The organism is Streptomyces sp. NPDC058864, from assembly GCF_042742985.1.
In the GTDB taxonomy this organism is placed as follows: Bacteria; Actinomycetota; Actinomycetes; order Streptomycetales; family Streptomycetaceae; genus Actinacidiphila.
In genome coordinates, this window is the sequence record NZ_JBHYMQ010000090.1 from 1 (window position 1) to 19523 (window position 19523).

Below are 19523 nucleotides of genomic sequence, written 5' to 3' on the forward strand. Positions count from 1 at the left end.
CCGGCACCCTCGGCGCCGCCCTCGACCTCCGCCTCCCCACCACCACCGACCCCGGCACCTACACCACCACCCTCACCCTCACCGCACTCAGCTGACAGCGATCCCGCACCACACCCCGGCGCGGCCCCGGACCAACGGGGCCGTGCCGGGCCGGAAGAACACCGCGTGCGGCCGCCGGCCCGCCCCGCACGGCGGGCGGCCCCACGACGACGGAGAGAACCCATGACCAGGAGATCCGCCACCCCGATCTCACCCCGCCACCTCGTCGCCGCCGTGCTCGCGGCGCTCGTCGCCCTCCTGTGGACCCCGGCGATCGCCAGGGCCACGCCCACGGCAACGCCCGCGCCCACGGCAACGCCCGCGCCCACGGCGACCCGCCCGGCGGACGACACCCCGATCTCCTGGGGCGCCGCACCCGCCGACACCTCCGTCGGCAAGGGACGCAGCCGCTTCACGTACACCCTCGCCCCCGGCTCCCGCGTCACCGACGGCCTGGCCGTGGTGAACCGCAGCGACACCACCATCAAGCTCAAGGTCTACGCCAGCGACGCCTTCACCACCCCCAGCGGCGGCATCGACTTGCTGACCGCGGACAAGAAGCCGAGCGACGTCGGGTCGTGGATCACCATGAGGTCCACCACCCTGACGCTGAAGAGCCAGCAGTCCGCGACGGTGCCCTTCACGCTCACCGTCCCCGCCGACGCCACCCCCGGCGACCACTCCGGCGGCGTCGTGACCTCACTGATCACCGGGGCCCAGGGCAAGACCGTCCGCCTCGACCGCCGCCTCGGCTCCCGCCTCTACCTGCGCGTCACCGGCCCGCTCAACCCCTCGCTCACGGTCGGCGATCTGCACGCCACCTACCACGGCACCCTCAACCCGGCGGGCAGCGGCAGCCTGCGCGTCACGTACACCGTCGAGAACACCGGCAACGTCCGCCTGAAGGCCCGCCAACTCCTGCGAACCGAAGCCCTCTTCGGGCTGATCGGCCAGGACGCCGGCCTCCCCGACCTCCCCGAGGTCCTGCCCGGCAGCTCCCTCACCCGCACCGTCACCGTCAACGGCATCTGGCCCGGCGTACGGCTGGACACCGACGTCGTCATCCAGCCGCTCCCTTCCGACGACCAGCCCGCCTTCCGTACCGGCCAGGTCACCGCCTCCCGCTCCCTGTGGGCCTGGCCCTGGGGCCAGCTCATCGTGCTCGCCGCCCTCACCGCGGCGGGCTGCGGCTACACCCTGCTGCGCGGGCGACGCAGGCGCAAGGTCGAGCAGGCCATCGCTGCCGCGGTCGCCAAGGCCCTCGACACCTCGAGGACGCGCGCGGACGATCCCCAGGAACACCCCTCCGCGACGTGAGGTGGGGGCGGAGACCGGCCGCCGTGTCCATGGGCGGGGGGTGTGGGGGCGTTCGGGTCCGGCCGGCGAAGGGAAGAGCTTCTGCTTCCGCGGCGGGGACGGCAAACGACAAAGGCAAGGAGAGGACTCTCCTTGCCACTCTCAACTTATAGCGCACCGGGGGGCTTGCCGCAAGGCCCCCGTCACGGCGCACAATCGTCAGCCGACGCCGGGCAAGGGGTTCGACGAAGTGGGAGGCGCGGTGCGAGGGAGCACGGCCGCCTCGGAGGGATAGCAGTGATCGAGCAGTACGTGGTGGATCTCCAAGGGGCCGACGGCGGGCAGGCCGCGCTCGTCGGCGGCAAGGGCGCGCACCTGGGCGGGCTGTCGACGATCGAGGGCGTCCGAGTGCCGGGCGGCTTCTGCGTCACGACGGACGCCTTCCGACGGATCGTGGCGGAGGCGCCGTCGATCGACGACCGGCTCGACGAGCTGTCGCGCGTGAACCCGGACGACCGGGAGGCGATCCGCACGCTCAGCGCGCGGATCCGCCGGACCATCGAGGAGATCGCCATCCCGGACGATCTCGCGGCGGCGATCACCCGCGCGCTCGCCCGGTTCGGCGAACAGGCCGCCTACGCCGTCCGGTCCAGCGCGACGGCGGAGGACCTGCCGACGGCCTCCTTCGCCGGTCAGCAGGACACGTATCTGAACGTCGTGGGGGCGACGGCGGTCCTCCGGCACGTCAGCCGGTGCTGGGCCTCGCTGTTCACCGAGCGGGCCGTCACCTACCGGCGGCGCAACGGCATCGACGACCGTACGGTCCACATGGCCGTGGTCGTGCAGCGGATGGTGTTCCCGGACGCCGCCGGCATCCTGTTCACGGCCGACCCCGTCACGGGCAACCGGAAGGTCGCCACCGTGGACGCCGGCTTCGGCCTCGGCGAGGCCCTGGTGTCCGGCCTGGTGAACCCGGACGTCTTCACGGTGCGGGACGGCGAGGTGGTCACCAGGACGATCGCCGTCAAACAGCGTGCCGTCCAGGCCCTGCCGGCCGGCGGCACGCAGGAAGTGGCGATCGACGCGCGGCGGCAGGAGCAGCCGGCGCTGACCGATGAGCAGGTCGTACGGCTCGTGCGCCTCGGGCGGCGGATCGAGGCGCACTTCGGCCGCCCGCAGGACATCGAATGGTGCCTGGCCGGCGACGACTTCCGGATCGTCCAGAGCCGGCCGATCACGACGCTGTTCCCCATTCCCGAGGCGGGCGACGAGGAGAACCACGTCTACGTCTCCGTCGGCCACCAGCAGATGATGACCGACCCCATGAAGCCGCTGGGGCTGTCCATGTGGCAGCTGACGGCCATGGCGCCGATGCACGCGGCCGGCGGGAGGCTGTTCGTCGACGCCACCCGGCGTCTGGCCTCGCCCGCGAGCCGCGCCGCCCTGCTGGACGTCATGGGGAAGGGCGATCCGCTGGTCAGAGACGCCCTGGAGACCGTCCTCGACCGCGACGACTTCGTGCCGTCGCTCCCGGACGCGGGTCCCGGCGGGCCCCCGTTCGGCGCTGCGCCGGCTCCGATCGAAACCGATCCCGCCATCGTCACCGAGCTGATCGAGCGCAGCGAGGCGTCCATCGCGGCCCTGGAGCGCGACATCCGGACGAAGACCGGCCCGGCGCTCTTCGACTTCCTGCGGGAGGCCTTCGAGGAGCACAAGCGGGTCCTCGGCGATCCGCTGAACATGCAGGTGATCATGGCGGGGATGGAGGCCACGTGGTGGCTCAACGACAAGCTGCTGGAATGGCTGGGAGAGAAGAACGCGGCTGACACGCTCACGCTGTCCGCTCCCGGCAACATCACGTCGGAGATGGGGCTGGCGCTGCTCGACGTCGCGGACGTGATCCGACCACATCCGGAGGTGGTGGCGTTCCTGCGGGACGCCGGGAGCGTCGAGGACGCCGCCTTCCTGGACGAACTGCCGAAGCTCGCGGGCGGGACCGAGGCGCGCGACGCCATCGAGGGCTATCTCGACCGGTACGGCATGCGCTGCGTCGGCGAGATCGACATCACGAGGCCGCGCTGGCGGGAGCGCCCCACCACGCTCGTGCCCGCGATCCTCGACAACGTCCGGAACTTCGGGCCGGGCGCGGCCGAGCGGCGCTTCGAGCAGGGACGGCGGAAGGCGCAGCAGAAGGAACAGGACGTGCTGTCACGCCTGCGCGCCCTGCCGGACGGGGACCGCAAGGCCGACGAGACCAAGCGGATGATCGACCGGGTCCGCACCTTCATCGGGTACCGGGAGTACCCGAAGTACGGCATCGTCAGCCGCTACTTCGTCTACAAGCGGGCCCTGCTGGCGGAGGCCGGGCGCCTGGTGCGGGCCGGCGTGCTACCCGACGAGGAGGACGTCTTCCACCTCACGTTCCAGGAGTTCCACGACGCCGTGCGGACGAACCGGGTGGACGACGGGCTCATCCGGCGGCGCAAGGAGGCGTTCCGGTCGTACCGCGCACTCACGCCTCCCCGCGTGCTGACCTCCGACGGCGAGGCCCTCACCGGGGCGTACCGGCGCGACGACGTACCGGCCGGCGCCCTGGTCGGCGTACCGGTCTCCGCCGGTACCGTCGAGGGAAGGGCCCGTGTCGTCCTCGACATGGCGGACGCCGATCTCGAGGCGGGCGACATCCTGATCACGAGCTTCACGGACCCCAGCTGGTCGCCGCTCTTCGTCGGAATCGCGGGCCTGGTGACCGAGGTGGGCGGCCTGATGACCCACGGCGCGGTGATCGCCCGCGAGTACGGTCTGCCGGCCGTCGTGGGCGTGGATCAGGCCACCCGGCTGATCCGGGACGGGCAGCGGATCCGGGTGCACGGGACCGACGGGTACGTCGAGATCCTGCGGTGACCGACCGCGTCGACGGGAAGACCTGACCGCGGACTCCCGCCGGACGACGCCGCGCAGTAAGCGGAAAGTGCCTCTGCCGCCGCGACGTACCGGACCCGGCAGTGCGTCCGGTCGTCGCGGCGCAACGGCACTTTCCGCTTCAGGCACGGTCCAGGTACCGGCGAAGCAGGCGCCCGGCCACCGCCCGCGTGCGGGGCCGGTCGGGGATGCCCAGGGCGGGGGCGGCCGTGCCCATCAACGCCTCGGCGAGCAGCGGCCTGATCCCGGAGAACGGTCCCGGCAGCCGTTCCGCGAAGACCCGGCGGGAAGCTGCCCACAGGGCCAGGCCATCGGGGCTCTCGCGGAAGTGGCGCTCCTCGTAGGCGTCCTGGGCGTCGGCGAACTCGCGGTACGAGCCCGGGACGGTCCCGATGCCGAGCCGGCGTCCGAGCAGCAGGTGGAAGGCGTGCGCCGACTCCTCCTCGGCCGCCGTGGGGCGGCGCGGCCCGTAGGCGGCCATGAACCGCAGCGGATGGACGCAGAACAGCCCGAGCACGTAGACGAACGCGTCCTCGTCGACGGGCAGTCCGTCGTGGACACGGCGCAGACCCTCCAGGACGCGAAGCGAGGTCTCGCTGTCGGGGCCTTCATCGAGAACCTGGAAGAGCGCGGCCCCGGTGGCCTTGGCGCGCACCAGCGGCTCCCCGGTGATGCGGCCGGTGGACGTCAGCACGCGTGCGATGGACGGCACGGCGAAGCACCGGTAGAAGGCCAGGTTGAGGCCGAGCTTCCAGGTGCGCGGGTACGCGCGCGTCAGGGCTTGGTACGCACTCCAGGAGGCCTCGCCGGACGCCCGGGCGCGGAGCGGGGCGGAGTCCGTCATCTCTTCCCGCGCGCCCTCCGCCACTCCACCTCCTCGGCGGAGACCGGGGCGTGGACCTTGTACACGTCGCCGACCCGCAGATCGTCCGGCGTGCTGTACCTGTCGTAGGTGCCGACGACGGAGACGGCCGCAAGCGATCCGGGCTGCCAGAACGTACGGAAGTACGGGGCGTTCGCCGGGATCTCCGGGATCTCCAGGAGGGGGACGCCACGCCGCTCCAGCAGGCGGCGCAGCTTTTCGAACCGGAGCCGCGGAGTGAATCTGCCGTAACGGGCGCGCAGCACGTCGTTGACGAGGGTGCGGTCCCGGAACGCGAGCCGGTGCACCTGCAGGCTGAAGTGGTGGCCCGTCCAGGGGCGGTCGGCGGAGTCGCGCAGCCAGTAGAACTCGGCGAGGCCGTAGTCACGGCACATGCTGAGGTCGCCGAAGGCGTTCTCGGCGAAGTCCGGCCCCAGTGCCGCGGTGACGCGGTCGGGCGAATCCGCGGGGCCCAGCCCGAGCACGGTGCCGGTGGTGATGACGTCCATGTAGAACGCCAAGGAGTACGGGGTCAAAGGCTGATCCTCGCTGCGGTGTGGTCCGGTGCACCACCCGGCCCCCTACTGCCACGGGAACCGCCGGGGCCCGGTCGACCCGGCGAAGACCCTACTCCACCCCGGCCGCTTCACCTCCCGCTCCGCTCGACGAACGGGTCCTCGCCGCCGTGGAGCGGCGGCGGGGACCCGCGGGTGGCGACGGGACCCCTGAGGCCGGGCCAGTGGTGGCGCCGGCCGGGAGGGGACTCGACGGATGTGCGGTGCCGCCCGAGCCGTCAGCTGCGGGAGTCACCGTAACCGTCGTCGCCGCCGTCATCGCCGCCGTCATCGCCGTCATCGCCGTCTCCGTCATCGGCGACCACGGAGACGGTGCTCTGTGGGTGGTCGGCGGCGACGGCGCTCGTCGCGGCGCCTCCGGTTCCGGCCAGAGCGGCGGCAGCGGCCACGGCGGCGATCAGTGTCCTGCGACTCATGATGCGTTTCCTTCCGTGCACGATCGGTACGCTGCACGGTCGCCGGGTGCCGGACCAACTCCGAGATGCCGAAGAGACCTTCCGTGGCGTCCGGAGCCGGCCGGCACACCGCCCCTCGGTACGCGAGGGGACCCGGGCTCCCGTGGGTGGCCCGGCCGCGACCCGAATTGCGCGGCAGCGGCCGGCGACCACAGCCCCGTCCCGAGGGCCCATCCGGCACGTGCGAAACGGGGCCTGTTTCCAGAGTGCGCCCATGTCGGCCGAGTTTCATCCCGACTCGGCCCCGATGCCCGGCGGCCCCGCGCAACGCCCTTGTTCCGAGGTTGGTTGCCCCAGGCCCCGGTGAACTTCCCGGGGGCGGGGAAGCACTGCGTGGGCCGGTCGATCCTGCCGTCCTCGGTGCGGCATCGCCGTCAAGTCGGGTGCGCGCAGAAGGTTGCCTCCGGCGTCCATGACGGTGCCGGTCCGCTGCACGAGTCCTCGGGGCGACCGATCCGGCACGCATCCCGCACGGCACGCGTCCGGTGCCCACGCCGGCCCAGGCGGGCCCCTCAGGGCCTGCGGCGGGAGTTGAGCCGGGCGGCCTGGCGGGTCAGGTGGTCGCGCTCGGCCAGGTTGGACGCCTTTCGTGCCGCCTCGGCGTACAGCCGTGCCGCCGTCGTGAGGTCCCCGTCGCGCTCGTGGAGGTACGCCGCGACCGCGGTGTACCGGGGCAGCGAGTCGTCCAGGGCCGCGAGCGCCGCCAGGCCGGCGCGCGGTCCGTCGGCCTCGCCGACGGCGACCGCGCGGTTGAGGCGGACGACCGGGCTGTCGGTCAGGCGTGCCAACTCGTCGTACCACTCGACGATCTGCACCCAGTCGGTCTCCTCGGCGGTGGGCGCGTCGGCGTGCAGCGCCGCGACGGCGGCCTGGGCCTGGAACTCGCCCAGCAGGTCGCGGGCGAGTGCCGCCTGCAGGATCCCGACGCCCTCGGCGATGGCCGCGGTGTCCCACCGGCCGCGGTCCTGCTCGGCGAGCGGCACAAGGCTCCCGTCGGCCGCGGTCCGTGCGGCCCGCCGGGCGTGGTGGAGCAGCATGAGGGCGAGCAGGCCCGCCACCTCGGGGTGGTCGATCGCGTCCGCGAGTTGGCGGGTGAGGCGGATGGCCTCGGCCGCGAGGTCGACGTCGCCGGAGTAGCCCTCGTTGAAGACCAGGTAGAGGACGCGCAGCACGGTGGCGACGTCGCCCGGCTGGTCGAACCGTACTCCGGAGACGGTGCGCTTGGCCCGGCTGATGCGCTGCGCCATGGTCGCCTCGGGCACCAGGTAGGCCTGGGCGATCTGGCGGGTGGTCAGCCCGCCCACGGCGCGCAGCGTGAGCGCGACCGCGGACGACGGCGTCAGCGACGGGTGGGCGCACAGGAAGTACAGTCGGAGCGTGTCGTCCGCCGAGGGGGCGGGCCCTGGGGCCGGTTCCTGGTCGAGGAGGTCCTCGCGCCGGCGGCGGGCGGTGTCCGACCGCGTCGCGTCCAGGAACCGGCGCCAGGCCACGGTCACCAGCCAGCCCTTCGGGTCCCGCGGCGGGTCGGCCGGCCAGACGCGGACCGCCTCGACCAGCGCGTCCTGCACGGCGTCCTCGGCCGCCGCGAAGTCGGCTCCGCGGCGGACGAGGACGGCGAGCACACCGGGGGTGAGGCCGCGGAGCCGGGCCTCGTCCATGGGGGTGGTCATTCGGTGATGGTGGGTGGGGTGGTGAGGAAGGGGCGGAGCTCGAGCCATTCGTGGATGGGCTTTCCGCCGGCGCCGGGGGCGGCGGAGAGTTCTCCGGCGAGTTCGAGGGCGCGTTGGTGGGTGTCGACGTCGATGATCATCCAGCCGGCGATGAGGTCCTTGGTCTCGGCGAAGGGGCCGTCGGTGACCGGGGGGCGGCCGTGGCCGTCGTGGCGGACCCAGGTGCCTTCGGGGGCGAGGGCCTGGCCGTCGACGAACTCGCCGGTCTTCTCGAGGCGGGCGGCGAAGTCCTGCATGTACTGGACGTGGTCGGTGATCTCCTGGGGCGTCCACTGGTCCATCGGTACGTCGTTCACCGCGGCCGGTGCGCCGCGGTAGTGCTTGAGCAGCAGGTACTTGGCCATCGTGGTTCTCCTCGGTGCCGGTGCGACCCATTGTGGCCGCCTTCGCCACGGGGACGGAGCCGGCCGGCGGTTCTCGACATCACCGCCCTGGAATTCTCCGAAGCCGTTCCCTGGACGGCCCCGGGCAGCCGTCGACGGCCACAGCCCCCGGGGCCTTCGAGGCCCTGCGGGACTCCGCCCGAACCGTGAAGGAGCGGCGTCAGATGAGTTCGAGGCCGCCGTCGACGGTGATGATCTGGCCGGTGGCCTGGCGTCCCGCGGGCTCGGCCATGCGCAGGATCCAGTGGGCGATGTCGTCGACGTCCGCGATGCGGTGGGTGGGGATGCGGTCCCGCTCGTAGGCGTACATGTCGTTGACCGCCTCGGGGGTGAGGCCCGCGGCGAGCATGACGTCGGTCCTGGTGGGGCCGGGGGCGACGGCGTTGACGCGGATCCCTTCCGCGGCGAGTTCGAGGGCCCAGCTGCGGGTCATCTGCTCGATCGCGGCCTTGGTGGCCGAGTAGTGGGATCCGCCGGCCATGGGGCGGTGTCCGTAGGTGCTGGACACGTTGACGATGCTGCCCGAGGACGCGCGCAGGTGCGGCAGGGCTTCGTGGGCGAGCATGCTCGGGACCACCACATTGAGGTCGAACAGGTCGGCGATCACCCGCCTGTCCGCCTCGGCCAGAGGCATGACGGCCGTGCCGCCGGCGTTGTTCACCAGCACGTCCAGCCGTCCCCAGCGCTCCACCGCGGCGTCGACGACCCGGGCGGGAGCGCCGTTGTCGACGAGGTTCACGGACAGGACCTCGATGTTCGGGTGCGCCTTCGCCGTTTCCTCCAGGGCGTCCCTGCGGCGGCCGACGCCGAGTACGTTCGCCCCCGCGTTCGCCAGGGCGAGCGATGTCGCGCGGCCGATGCCGGACCCCGCTCCGGTGACGATCGCGACGTGGCCGGAGAAGGGCAGATTCGTGGTGCTGGGCATGAGTGATCTCCAATCTTCGATGTTCGACGAACTACGAACATAACATGGGCAAACGCTGTGACCTGAAAGGTGGGACTGGGCACGGACTTCCGTGGGGCGCGGCCCCCGTCCTGGAGCGCGGTGGGCCGTCAGCGGAACAGCCGGCCGAACCTGCGCACCTCCTCCGCGAAGATCTTCGGCTGTTCGAACGCCGCGAAGTGGCCGCCCCTGCTCGCCTTGTTCCAGTAGACGAGGTTGGGGAACGCCTTCTCGGCCCAGGCGCGCGGCGGCGTGTAGAACTCCTTGGGGAACAGTGTGACGCCCATGGGTATGTCGATCCTGACGGCGTTCATGGTGATGTCCGAGTTCTCCCAGTAGAAGCGTGCGGCGGATTCTGCTGTGTTCGTCAGCCAGTAGAGGGTGATGTCGTCCAGCATTTCGTCCATGGTGAGGACCGACTCCGGATTCTTGTCACTGTCGGTCCAGACGCCGAATTTCTCGTAGATCCATGCGGCCTGGCCGACGGGGGAATCGGCCAGCGAATAGGACACGGTCTGGGGCCTGGTCATCATCTCGAGCTGGTACCCGATCTCATTCCTCTGCTGGGCGTTCAGCTGGCTCATGGCAACCTGCTCCTCAGGGGTCAGGTGGTTCATGTCGAGATGGGGAGGAACGATCTGCGGGAAGTTCAGGTGGATTCCCAGCAGCCCCTTGGGGCGCAGCACCCCCAGCTGGACATTGACCGCAGCACCCCAGTCCCCTCCCTGGGAGATGTAGTGGTCGTACCCGAGGCGGGGCATGATCTTGGCCCAGGCCTTTGCCGTCCTCACGCGGCCCCAGCCCAGTTCGTCCGGCTGGTCGGAGAAACCGAACCCCGGCAGTGACGGGGTGACCACGTGGAAGGCGTCCCGGGCGGATCCGCCGAACTCGGTCGGATGCGTCAGGCGCCGGATCACCTTGCGGAATTCCAGGACCGAGCCCGGCCAGCCGTGCGTGAGCATGATGGGCAACGCGTCGCGATGGGGTGACCGGGCGTGCAGGAAATGGATGCCGACACCGTCGATCACGGTCCGGTACTGGCCGAATCCATTCAGCAGCGCCTCCACCCTGCGCCAGTCGTAGTGCCGCTGCCAGTGGTCCACGAGCCGCTTGACCCGCCACAGCGGTGCTCCCTGCGACCAGTCGTCCACGAGCTCCTGGGCCGGCCACCGGGTCGTCTCCAGCCGCCGCCGGAGGTCCTGCAGCATGCGCTCCGGCACGTGCAGCCTCATGGGCACGACCGCCCCGTTCCCCGCCGCCGGCATGGACAGGCCCACGGCCGCGGCGCCCGTTCCGGTGGCGGCTTCGGCGGCCCCTGATGTCAGCGCCGCCGCGGCCGTTCCCGCACCCAGCGCGCCCATGGCGTGCAGCAGTCGTCTGCGGCTCAGATTGCTCGCTCGGCTCGTCATGCGTTGTTCACTCCGATCATTGTCTTTCGATGTCACCGGATTTTCCGGCGTGTCGGACTTGATGCGCGTCCTTGGCGAAGCGAAATCGGCGATTTTCGCCGCCACGGGGGATCAGCACCAGGCAGCCGCGTATCCGTATTTTTGGCCGTTGACCGGCCTGCGCCGCCCGGAATCCGTCCGAGTCGCGTGCTGCTGGGCGCCGCCGGGGCCGACCGGGCTGCCGTTCGCCGTACGAGGACCTTCGCCTGCGTAAGCATGTTCGGCAGTCATCGAACTATGTTGGCGACCGTACATCGCGGATGCGCCGGCCGAGGCCTTCCGTGAAGGTGGCATGAGTCACGCGCCACGGTCCGAAACCTCGCGTGACACCGTGTGCTTTCTGCAATGAGAGCACCGTCACGCTCGCGGCAAAGCCGATCGTGTTAGCTTGTTCGGCGTACGTCGAACATTCGTTTCTCGCCGTACCGCGGAAGGCCCAAGGTGCGAACACGGGCCGGATTCCGCTCTGCGCCCTCCCGCCGCACACAACGTGTTGGCTGGGACGCCCCTTGCGGCACCACCGCCCGCCGGTTCCTCGCCCGAGCGAGCGCCGGCGCACCTCAACACCAAGCAGAAGGAGAACAGCCATGAGCGCAATCACCACCGAAATGCAGGAGTTCATCTCCCGGGTCGTGCACGACGGGAGCAACTACCGCATGGACGCCATGGAGAAGCTCTACACGGACGACATGGCGATCCTCTTCCCCACCCAGGAAGGTGCCATCGCGGCCGCTCCCCGCAAGGCGGTCTTCGCGGAGTTCGCCGCCCGGGGCAGCGCAGGCGAGGCGCCCCTGTCCACCGAGTACAGGATCCTGCACGCCGAGGACCAGGGCGAGCACGCGACCGCGCTCCTCTACCGCCGCATGAGCGACACCGCTGCCCCCTTCCTCTACGAGCTGCGCCTGAAGCGAGGCGGCGCCTACGGCTGGCTCGTCGCCGGCGAGACCGTCACGCCGTGGCCCGACCCGGAGACCGCCGGCGCCTTCCTCCCGCCGCGGCAAGCCGCCTGAAACCGGCGACAAGTCCAGCTCCGGTCCCGGGGTCCGCGCTTCGGCCGCCGCTGACACGTAGCCGGTCAGCGGCGGGCCGTGACGGCCCGTCACCCGACCCCGGAACGCCCGCCCCGATCAGATCGAAGGACGACCAATGCCTCCCACAGCACAGATCGGCGTCACAGGCCTCGCCGTGATGGGCCGCAACCTCGCCCGTAACCTCGCCCGTCACGGCTACACCGTGGCTGTTCACAACCGCACACCCGCCCGGACCCGGGCCCTGGTCGACGACTTCGGCCACGAGGGCACCTTCATCGCCGCGGAGTCCGCGAAGGAGATGGTCGCCGCGCTGCAGCGGCCCCGGCGCCTGATCGTCATGGTGCAGGCCGGCCGGGCCACCGACGACGTGATCGCCGAGTACGCGCCGCTGCTCGACCCCGGCGACGTCATCGTCGACGGCGGCAACGCCCACTTCGCCGACACCCGCCGCCGCGAAACCGCCCTGCACGAGCGCCGCATCCACTTCCTGGGCACCGGCATCTCCGGCGGCGAGGAAGGCGCCCTGAACGGCCCCAGCATCATGCCCGGTGGCTCCCAGGAGGCCTACCAGCTCCTGGCCCCCGTCCTGAACGACATCGCCGCCGTCACCCCCGACGGCACCCGCGCCGTCGCCCATCTCGGCCCCGACGGCGCCGGCCACTTCGTCAAAATGGTCCACAACGGCATCGAGTACGCCGACATGCAACTCATCGCCGAGGCCTACCACCTCCTGCGCCATGCCACCGGATGGAGTCCGGCGCGGATCGCCGAGGTCTTCCGCCGGTGGAACACCGGCCGCCTGAACTCCTACCTCATCGAGATCACCGCCGAAGTCCTTGCCCACCACGACGCCGACACCGGCCTGCCCTTCGTCGACGTCATCGCCGACGCCGCCGAGCAGAAGGGCACCGGGCGCTGGACCGTGCAGACCGCCCTCGACCTGGGGATCCCTGTATCCGGCATCGCCGAGGCGGTCTTCGCCCGTTCCCTGTCCGGTCACAGCGCTCTGCGCGCCACCGGCGCCGCCCTGCCCGGCCCCGCCCCCACCCTCCTCGGCGCACGCGACGCCGCCCGCTTCACCGACCAGGTCGAACAGGCCCTGTACGCCTCCAAGGTCATCGCCTACACCCAGGGCCTCCACCAGATCCAGGCCGCCGCCGACACCTACGGCTGGAACACCGACCTCGCCGCCGTCGCCGCGGTCTGGCGGGCCGGCTGCATCATCCGCGCCGCCTTCCTCGACCGCGTCCGCGACGCCTACACCACCGACCCCACCCTGCCCAGCCTGCTGGCCGACCCCGGCTTCGCCAGGGAAGTCGGCGACGCCCAACTGCCCTGGCGTCTGGCCGTGTCCCACGCCACCCGCGACGGCGTCCCCGCCCCCGCCTTCGCCGCCGCCCTGGCCCACTACGACACCCTCCGCACCCCGCGCCTGCCCGCCGCCCTCACCCAGGCGCAACGCGACTACTTCGGCGCCCACACCTACCACCGCACCGACCGCCCCGGCACCTACCACACCCGCTGGGACACCGACCGCACCGAGCAGTCCGTCCGCTGAACACCAAGGCCCGGACGGCGGATACGGGTGGCTGCCGCCGGCCGTCCTCCGCCCGTGCCCGGGCACCTATTGCGCTGTTGTTTCTCCCGTTCGCGGGAATTCGGACGTGGCGAGGTGTGGACATGGCACTTTTACGTCAAGGGGACGACGCGAAACGGGCTGGAGGGTTGTCCGGCGTTTGGCCGAGTTCCTGCGCACGTTCGGGCCGTCCGTCGATTTGCCCGAGGTGCGTGGCTCTGACCTGGGGAAACGTACCTCCGTGAGAGCGGGGACGTGATGTGCCGGGACGCGGTTCCGGGTCCCGTGGCGGCGTACCGAAATCGCGTGAAGAGCAACAAAATACTCAACGGCGGCCCTTTATTGACTGTGCGGTGAATTGTTGCCCAACAATCCGCGGCCCTGTTATCAACCGGCAATGATTTCCTCTTCTTCCGGCCGGCGATGCGCCGGCGCAGGGGCGCTGGCGGCTGCGCTCATAGCGCTCGCCGTGACGGACCCCGCTTCAGCACAGGGGCCGGCTCGGTCCGGTGCGACGGCTCCGGGCCAGGCCGTCCATTTCGCTTCCCACGAACTCACCCTGATCACGGGCGACCGGGTCACTGTGACGGAGACCCCGTCGGGCGACCAGGGCATCGCCGTCACGCCGGCCGCAGGCCGGGAGCACGTAGCGTTCGCCAAGCACAAGGGCGCGGACGGGTGGAGCGTCACTCCTGCCGACGCGCTGCCGCTGGTCGCGGCCGAACGGCTGGACCGACGCCTGTTCAACGTCCCGGCCCTGCTCAAGCAGAAGCGGACCGGCACGTCCGGGCTCCCGTTGATCGTGGAGTACACCGGTGACGCGCGTGCCGCTCAGGCACGGCACGCGATGGCGGGCGCCGGGAAGGTCCACTCGATCCCGGGGACCGCGTTCGTCGCCGTCACCCAACGCCCGGGCGAGGCAGGCGAGTTCTGGAAGGAACTTGCCCCGGCTGCGGCGGGTGCCCGGACGCTCGGCGCGGGGATCCGCCACGTATGGCTGGACGGCACGGCCAGGCTTCCCCGGGACCGCTCGCTGTCGCACAGCGGGAGCCGAGGGGCCGGCAAGAGGCTGGACCAGTCGGTGGCGCACATCGGCGCCCCTCGGGCCTGGGCGAGGGGCTACACCGGAAAGGGCGTCAAAGTGGCGATCCTGGACGGCGGTTACGACCCGAACCATCCGGACCTGAAGGGTGTGGTGGCCGAGACGGCGAACTTCACCACCGACCCGGACATGGCGGACCACAACGGCTTCGGCACGCACCGCGCCTCGATCATCGCGGGCTCCGGGGCCGCGTCGGACGGGCTGCACAAGGGCGTGGCTCCCGGGGTCGAACTGATGGTCGGCAAGGTCTGCTACGCCGACGGTGACTGCCCCAACTCCGGGATCGTCGCGGGCATGGAGTGGGCCGCCCAGCGCGGCGCGAAGGTGATCAGCCTCAGCCCGTACGACATCGACACCCCCGGACAGGACGCGCTGGAGGCCGCGGTCGCGTCGGTGAGCGAGAAGTACGGCACCCTGGTCGTGGCGGCCTCCGGATTCGGCGACACCCTCCAGAGCCTCGCCTCGCCGGCCTCGGCGGATGCGGCGCTGGCCGTCGGCGGCACCTTTCTCGACGAGGACCGCATAGGCGGCTCGGCGAAGGGCCCGCGCATCGGCGACTGGGGCCTGAAGCCCGACATCGTCGCCCCCGGAGCCAACGTCCTGGCCGCCTCGGCGGGCGGTACCGGCCCGGGCGACTACTACATCTACGACAGCGGCACCGGCGTCGCCTCGCCGCACGTGGCCGGAGCGGCGGCCATCCTGTTCCAGGAGCACCCCGACTGGACGCCGGAGCAGATCAAGACCCAGCTGATGAGCACGACGGTCGGCGGCCTCGAACGAGGCGCCTACTGGCAGGGCGCGGGCCGGGTCGACGTCGACCGCGCGTCGAGCCAGTCCGTCAGCGCCGAGCCCGGCGGGCTGGACTTCAAGCGGATCCGCTGGAGCAACGCGGGCCGGCCCCCGGTGTCCAAGACCATCACGTACCGCAACCCCGGCAGTGAGCCGGTCACCCTCGACCTGTCGGCCGACGTCTCCTACGACGGTTACGCCGCGGCCCCGGAGGGCCTCTTCCGGCTGAGCGCCGACCAGGTGACCGTTCCCGCTCGCGGCTCGCGGACGGTCACGCTGACCGGCACCCCCGACGCCGCGGGCACGCTCTACAAGTCGTTCAGCGGTGCGGTGAGGGCGGTCGGCCCGGACGGCGCGGTTTCGGTCCGGACCCCCATCGGCATGGACATCGAGGAGCCCATGTACGACCTGGGCTTCAAGGTCATCGGCCGCACCGGCCGCACGCCGACCTCCGCGGCGGTCTCGGTCGACACGCTCGACAGCAAGCAGGCCACGGTCCGTCCGGTGGAGATCGCCGCCGACGGTACCGGCAAGGTCCGTGTCCCCCGCGGCACTTGGTCGGTCGCGGGGGTGATCTTCGACTCGGCCTCCGGCGATCCGTCGAGGACGCAGACCACCGTCGTGGGCCTCCCGCGCGTCGCCGTGCTCGACGACACCACCGTCACCTTCGACGCCCGCAAGGCGAAGAAGGTCACCGCCACGGCTCCCCGGTCCTCCTTGCGCATCACCCGGGCGAGCGTCGGAACCGTCAGCAGGGGTGTGAACACGGGCGTCGAGCTGCCGGGCGCGATCGGACGCGCGCACCTGGACGACGTCTACGCCCTGCCGACGGCGAAGACCGGGTACACCGGGTTCGCGTACGTCCTCGCCACCAACTGGGAGACGCCGGCGGACCGCACCCGCACTCCCGTCACCTACCACCTCACCCGGTCGGTCGTCGGCGGCATCCCCGAGGTCCCGGGCTACGACCCGCGCACCTCGGACCTGGCGAAGGTGGACACCACGTTCGCGGCGGCACGGGCCGGGACCACGGCGACGCGTGTGCTCGACACCTATGTCGCAGGGCAGCACTGGGCCACCGACAAGATCGCCTCGGTTCCCGTCCCCTCCCGGCGGACCGACTACTTCTCGGTGTCCGACGGCCTCGAATGGCAGCCCGGCTTCGACCAGAGCCCGGGGTTCGGGGGAGACGGCACACAGGTCCCGGGGCAGGTCTACATCGGGGAGCGCCGGGCCTACCGGGCGCACACCACCGCACAGGAGCGCTGGAACGGAGCGGTCCAGGCGTTCGGCATCATCCCGGGTGCGGCGCAGAACCGGCGCGAGGGCAACCGCATGGACCTGATGATGCACATCGGCGCCAACGGAAACCTGGACACCCTCGTCGGCAGCGAGACCGGGGTCCTCCGGGGCGAGCTGCGGCGCAACGGCGAGGTGGTCTCCGACTACCCCTTCACGGACATCACGGTCCCGGACGACCCGGCCCCCGCGGACTACCTGCTGAAGGCCGGCTACGACCGGGACCCCGGCCTCAGTGACATCTCGACCAGCACATCCGCCGAATGGCGGTTCCGCTCCGCCCGCACCGAGCGGCCCCAGCCGCTGCCGCTGTACGCGGTCCGCATGTCCCCGGAGCTCGACGCGTGGAACCGGGCCGAGGCCGGCAGCACGCTGGAGATCCCCGCCCGCATCCAGCGTGAGGCGGGAGCCCCGGAGCCGGCCGTCCGGAAGTTCACCGTCGAGGTCTCCTACGACGAGGGCAGGACCTGGCGGCGCGCCGAGGTCCGGGGTTCCGGCCTGCACCGCACCGTCGAGGTGTCCCACCCGAAGCACTCCTCGGGGGGTTCGGTGTCGCTGCGCACCTTCGTCGAGGACGCCGCGGGCAACTCCTTCAAGCAGACCGTGCTCAAGGCCTACCTGATCGAGTAGCGGGCCCCGCGGCCCACACGGCCGCTGACCGGCCCGCGGGACAACCGTCCCGCGGGCCGGTCCGGGTCGGCGGAGCCCGGCGACGCGCCGGCGGCGCAACGCGTCAGCGTGATCCACCCCACGACAGTTCCGGACAGGAGCCGGGCACATCGGGCCGCGAGGCTCCGCAGGGCCCGAACGGGCGGACCGGAGACGTAACTTCGATGTCAGCAGTATCGCCCCCCCGGTTACGGGGGCCGCGGATCATCCGACTGCAGTCAACGCCACCGCCGCACCTGGAGGAACACCGCTGATGAAGACCGTCACCCACTGGATCGGTGGCAAGCCGTTCGGGGGCGCCGCAGGCGCCTCCGGGACCTGGGGCGCCGTGACCGATCCGGCGACCGGAGAGGTCACCACCCGGGTCGCGATGGCCGGCGCCGACGAGGTCGACGCCGCGGTCGCCGCGGCCAAGGAGGCCTACGCCGGCTGGCACACGTCCTCGCTCGCGCGGCGGACGGCGATCCTCTTCCGCTACCGCGAGCTGCTGGACGCGCACCGGGACGACCTCGCCGCGCTGATCACCGCCGAGCAGGGCAAGGTCCACGCGGACGCGCTGGGCGAGGTGGCCCGGGGCCTGGAGATCGTCGAGCTGGCCTGCGGGCTGGGCACGGCCCTCAAGGGCGAGACGTCCACGGAGGTGGCGAGCCTGACCGACGTGGCGTCGGTCCGGCAGCCGCTCGGCGTGGTCGTCGGCATCTCGCCGTTCAACTTCCCCGCGATGATCGGCATGTGGATGTTCCCGATGGCGATCGCCTGCGGGAACACCTTCGTCCACAAGCCGAGCAGCAAGGCCCCGTCCGCGTCCGTGCTCCTCGCCGAGCTGGCGGCCGAGGCCGGTGTGCCCGACGGCGTGCTCAACATCGTGCACGGTGACGAGGCCGCGGTGAACGCGCTCCTCGACCACCCGGACGTGGCGGCCGTGTCCTTCGTCGGCTCCACGCCGGTCGCCCGGCACGTCTACCGCAGGGCGGCCGCGACCGGCAAGCGCGTGCAGGCCCTCGGTGGCGCGAAGAACCACATGCTGGTACTCCCCGATGCCGACCTCGACGCCGCCGCCGAGGCCGCCGTGACCGCCGCCTACGGCTCCGCCGGCCAGCGCTGCATGGCGGTCTCGGTGGTGGTCGCGGTCGGCCCGGCGGGCGACGCACTGGTGCCCCGGATCGCCGAGCGGGCGACGAAGGTCAAGATCGGCCCGGGCGACGACCCGGCGTCCGAGATGGGCCCGCTCGTCACCAGGGCGCACCGCGACGAGGTCGCGGAGTACGTCGCGGGCGCGGCCGCCCAGGGAGCCGATGTGGTGCTCGACGGCAGGGACTTCACCGTCGAGGGCCTCGAGAACGGGCACTGGATGGGCATCTCGCTCCTCGACAACGTCCGCACCGACTCGGACGTCTACCGGAACGAGATCTTCGGCCCCGTCCTGTGCGTGCTCCGGGCGGAGACCTACGAGGAGGCCGTGCGCATCATCAACGGTTCGCCGTTCGGCAACGCGAGCTCGATCTTCACCCGCGACGGCGGCGCGGCCCGCCGGTTCCAACTCGAGGTGGAGACCGGCATGGTGGGCGTGAACGTGCCGATGCCGGTGCCGGTGGGCCACCACTCCTTCGGCGGCTGGAAGGACTCGGCCTTCGGCGACCACCGCATGTACGGCGGCGAAGCCGTGCACTTCTACACGCGCGGCAAGGTCATCACGACCCGCTGGCCGGACCCGGCCGAGGTGACGGCCGGTTGAGGGACGCGGGCTTCCCGCGTCCCGCCGACCGCGGCGGCCTCGTACCTCGTCCGCGCGGCCGCCGGGCGTGAACCGGTCATGGAAGGAGATGCCCGCGCAGCCGCTCCTGCGCGGTCCTCTCGGCGTCGGCGAACCTGGCGCGTCCGGCCTCGGTGAGGGTCACCTCGACCCTCCTGCGATCCCTGTCCCGGCGATGGCGCTCGATCAGTCCGGCGGCCTCCAGGCCCTTGAGGACCGCGGTCGTCCGGGTCCCGGGTTCCCGGAGGAGCGCCGTCAGCCGGATCACGGGCATCGTCCGTTCACCGGCTCCGGCGAGGGCACCGAGGACGAGGTAGTCGTGGAACGACAGACGGTGCCGTGCCCGCAGCTCGCCGTGGAGCAGGGCCAGGCTGGACACGACAGCTGGTGGTGGCTGCCGTTCGGTGTTCGCCGGATCGCGGTCGGTCATGTCTCTTCCCTGGGTGGGTCCGTGTGGCCGCGAGCGCGCGGCCGCACGGACTTCAGCGGAATCACCGACAGGGCCGATGGCGGGCCGGGGGGCCATGATGCCCTCGGATCGGGACACCGCGTCGCCCGCGCGCGGGGCTCCCCGGCCCGCGGGGACGTCCGCCCGGCCGATGTCCTGATGTGAGGCGGAGGTGGCACGGTGGGCCGTCCGTCCCCGTCCCC

At 71.7% G+C, this 19523-nt stretch carries 13 protein-coding genes and 1 pseudogene; 6 read left to right on the top strand and 8 right to left on the bottom strand.

The window, feature by feature from the left end:
- Window positions 1–222 precede the first annotated feature (222 nt).
- Together ACFW3D_RS37885 and rph are read left to right on the top strand one after the other, a co-directional pair.
- Window positions 223–1356, top strand: coding sequence for a WxL protein peptidoglycan domain-containing protein (locus tag ACFW3D_RS37885; RefSeq protein ID WP_500512474.1), 1134 nt, complete (start codon window positions 223–225; stop codon window positions 1354–1356).
- A 276-nt stretch (window positions 1357–1632) separates the two neighbouring features.
- A complete protein-coding gene (gene rph / locus ACFW3D_RS37890) occupies window positions 1633–4239 on the top strand; it encodes a rifamycin-inactivating phosphotransferase (RefSeq protein WP_500512476.1) in 2607 nt (868 codons plus the stop codon).
- Window positions 4240–4378: 139 nt separating this feature from the next.
- Here rph and ACFW3D_RS37895 read toward each other — a convergent pair whose 3' ends face one another.
- From ACFW3D_RS37895 to ACFW3D_RS37925, 7 genes are all read right to left on the bottom strand, one after another.
- Entirely contained in the window at window positions 4379–5125 is a 747-nt protein-coding gene (locus ACFW3D_RS37895; RefSeq protein WP_500512478.1) for an oxygenase MpaB family protein, read from the bottom strand.
- Window positions 5098–5655: a hypothetical protein gene (locus tag ACFW3D_RS37900; RefSeq protein WP_500512480.1), complete on the bottom strand. Its 558-nt coding sequence runs from the start codon at window positions 5653–5655 to the stop codon at window positions 5098–5100. The genes ACFW3D_RS37895 and ACFW3D_RS37900 overlap by 28 nt, the downstream gene beginning before the upstream one ends.
- Window positions 5656–5912: 257 nt before the next feature.
- On the bottom strand, window positions 5913–6110 hold the full coding sequence (locus tag ACFW3D_RS37905; RefSeq protein ID WP_500512482.1) for a hypothetical protein: 198 nt from the start codon (window positions 6108–6110) through the stop codon (window positions 5913–5915).
- A 551-nt stretch (window positions 6111–6661) separates the two neighbouring features.
- A complete protein-coding gene (locus ACFW3D_RS37910) occupies window positions 6662–7807 on the bottom strand; it encodes an RNA polymerase sigma factor (RefSeq protein WP_500512514.1) in 1146 nt (381 codons plus the stop codon).
- Window positions 7808–7815: 8 nt separating this feature from the next.
- Window positions 7816–8223, bottom strand: a complete 408-nt coding sequence (locus ACFW3D_RS37915) for a YciI family protein (protein ID WP_500512484.1) — start codon at window positions 8221–8223, stop codon at window positions 7816–7818.
- A gap of 199 nt (window positions 8224–8422) precedes the next feature.
- Window positions 8423–9187 (bottom strand): SDR family NAD(P)-dependent oxidoreductase, encoded by a 765-nt coding sequence (locus ACFW3D_RS37920; RefSeq protein WP_500512486.1) that lies wholly within the window; start codon window positions 9185–9187, stop codon window positions 8423–8425.
- Between the two features lie 128 nt (window positions 9188–9315).
- On the bottom strand, window positions 9316–10614 hold the full coding sequence (locus tag ACFW3D_RS37925) for an epoxide hydrolase family protein (RefSeq protein WP_500512488.1): 1299 nt from the start codon (window positions 10612–10614) through the stop codon (window positions 9316–9318).
- A gap of 626 nt (window positions 10615–11240) precedes the next feature.
- On the opposite strand from ACFW3D_RS37925, the gene ACFW3D_RS37930 reads away from it, so the two are divergent.
- From ACFW3D_RS37930 to ACFW3D_RS37945, 4 genes and pseudogenes are all read left to right on the top strand, one after another.
- Complete coding sequence (locus tag ACFW3D_RS37930) at window positions 11241–11663, top strand: hypothetical protein (RefSeq protein ID WP_500512490.1); 423 nt, start codon at window positions 11241–11243, stop codon at window positions 11661–11663.
- 136 nt (window positions 11664–11799) lie between these two features.
- Window positions 11800–13242, top strand: a complete 1443-nt coding sequence (gnd, locus tag ACFW3D_RS37935; protein WP_500512492.1) for an NADP-dependent phosphogluconate dehydrogenase — start codon at window positions 11800–11802, stop codon at window positions 13240–13242.
- A gap of 601 nt (window positions 13243–13843) precedes the next feature.
- Window positions 13844–17080, top strand: coding sequence for a S8 family serine peptidase (locus tag ACFW3D_RS37940; protein ID WP_500512494.1), 3237 nt, complete (start codon window positions 13844–13846; stop codon window positions 17078–17080).
- A gap of 292 nt (window positions 17081–17372) precedes the next feature.
- Window positions 17373–18925: pseudogene (locus ACFW3D_RS37945) on the top strand (CoA-acylating methylmalonate-semialdehyde dehydrogenase).
- Between the two features lie 5 nt (window positions 18926–18930).
- Here ACFW3D_RS37945 and ACFW3D_RS37950 read toward each other — a convergent pair.
- Window positions 18931–19302, bottom strand: coding sequence for a MarR family transcriptional regulator (locus ACFW3D_RS37950; protein WP_500512496.1), 372 nt, complete (start codon window positions 19300–19302; stop codon window positions 18931–18933).
- Between the last annotated feature and the right edge of the window lie 221 nt (window positions 19303–19523).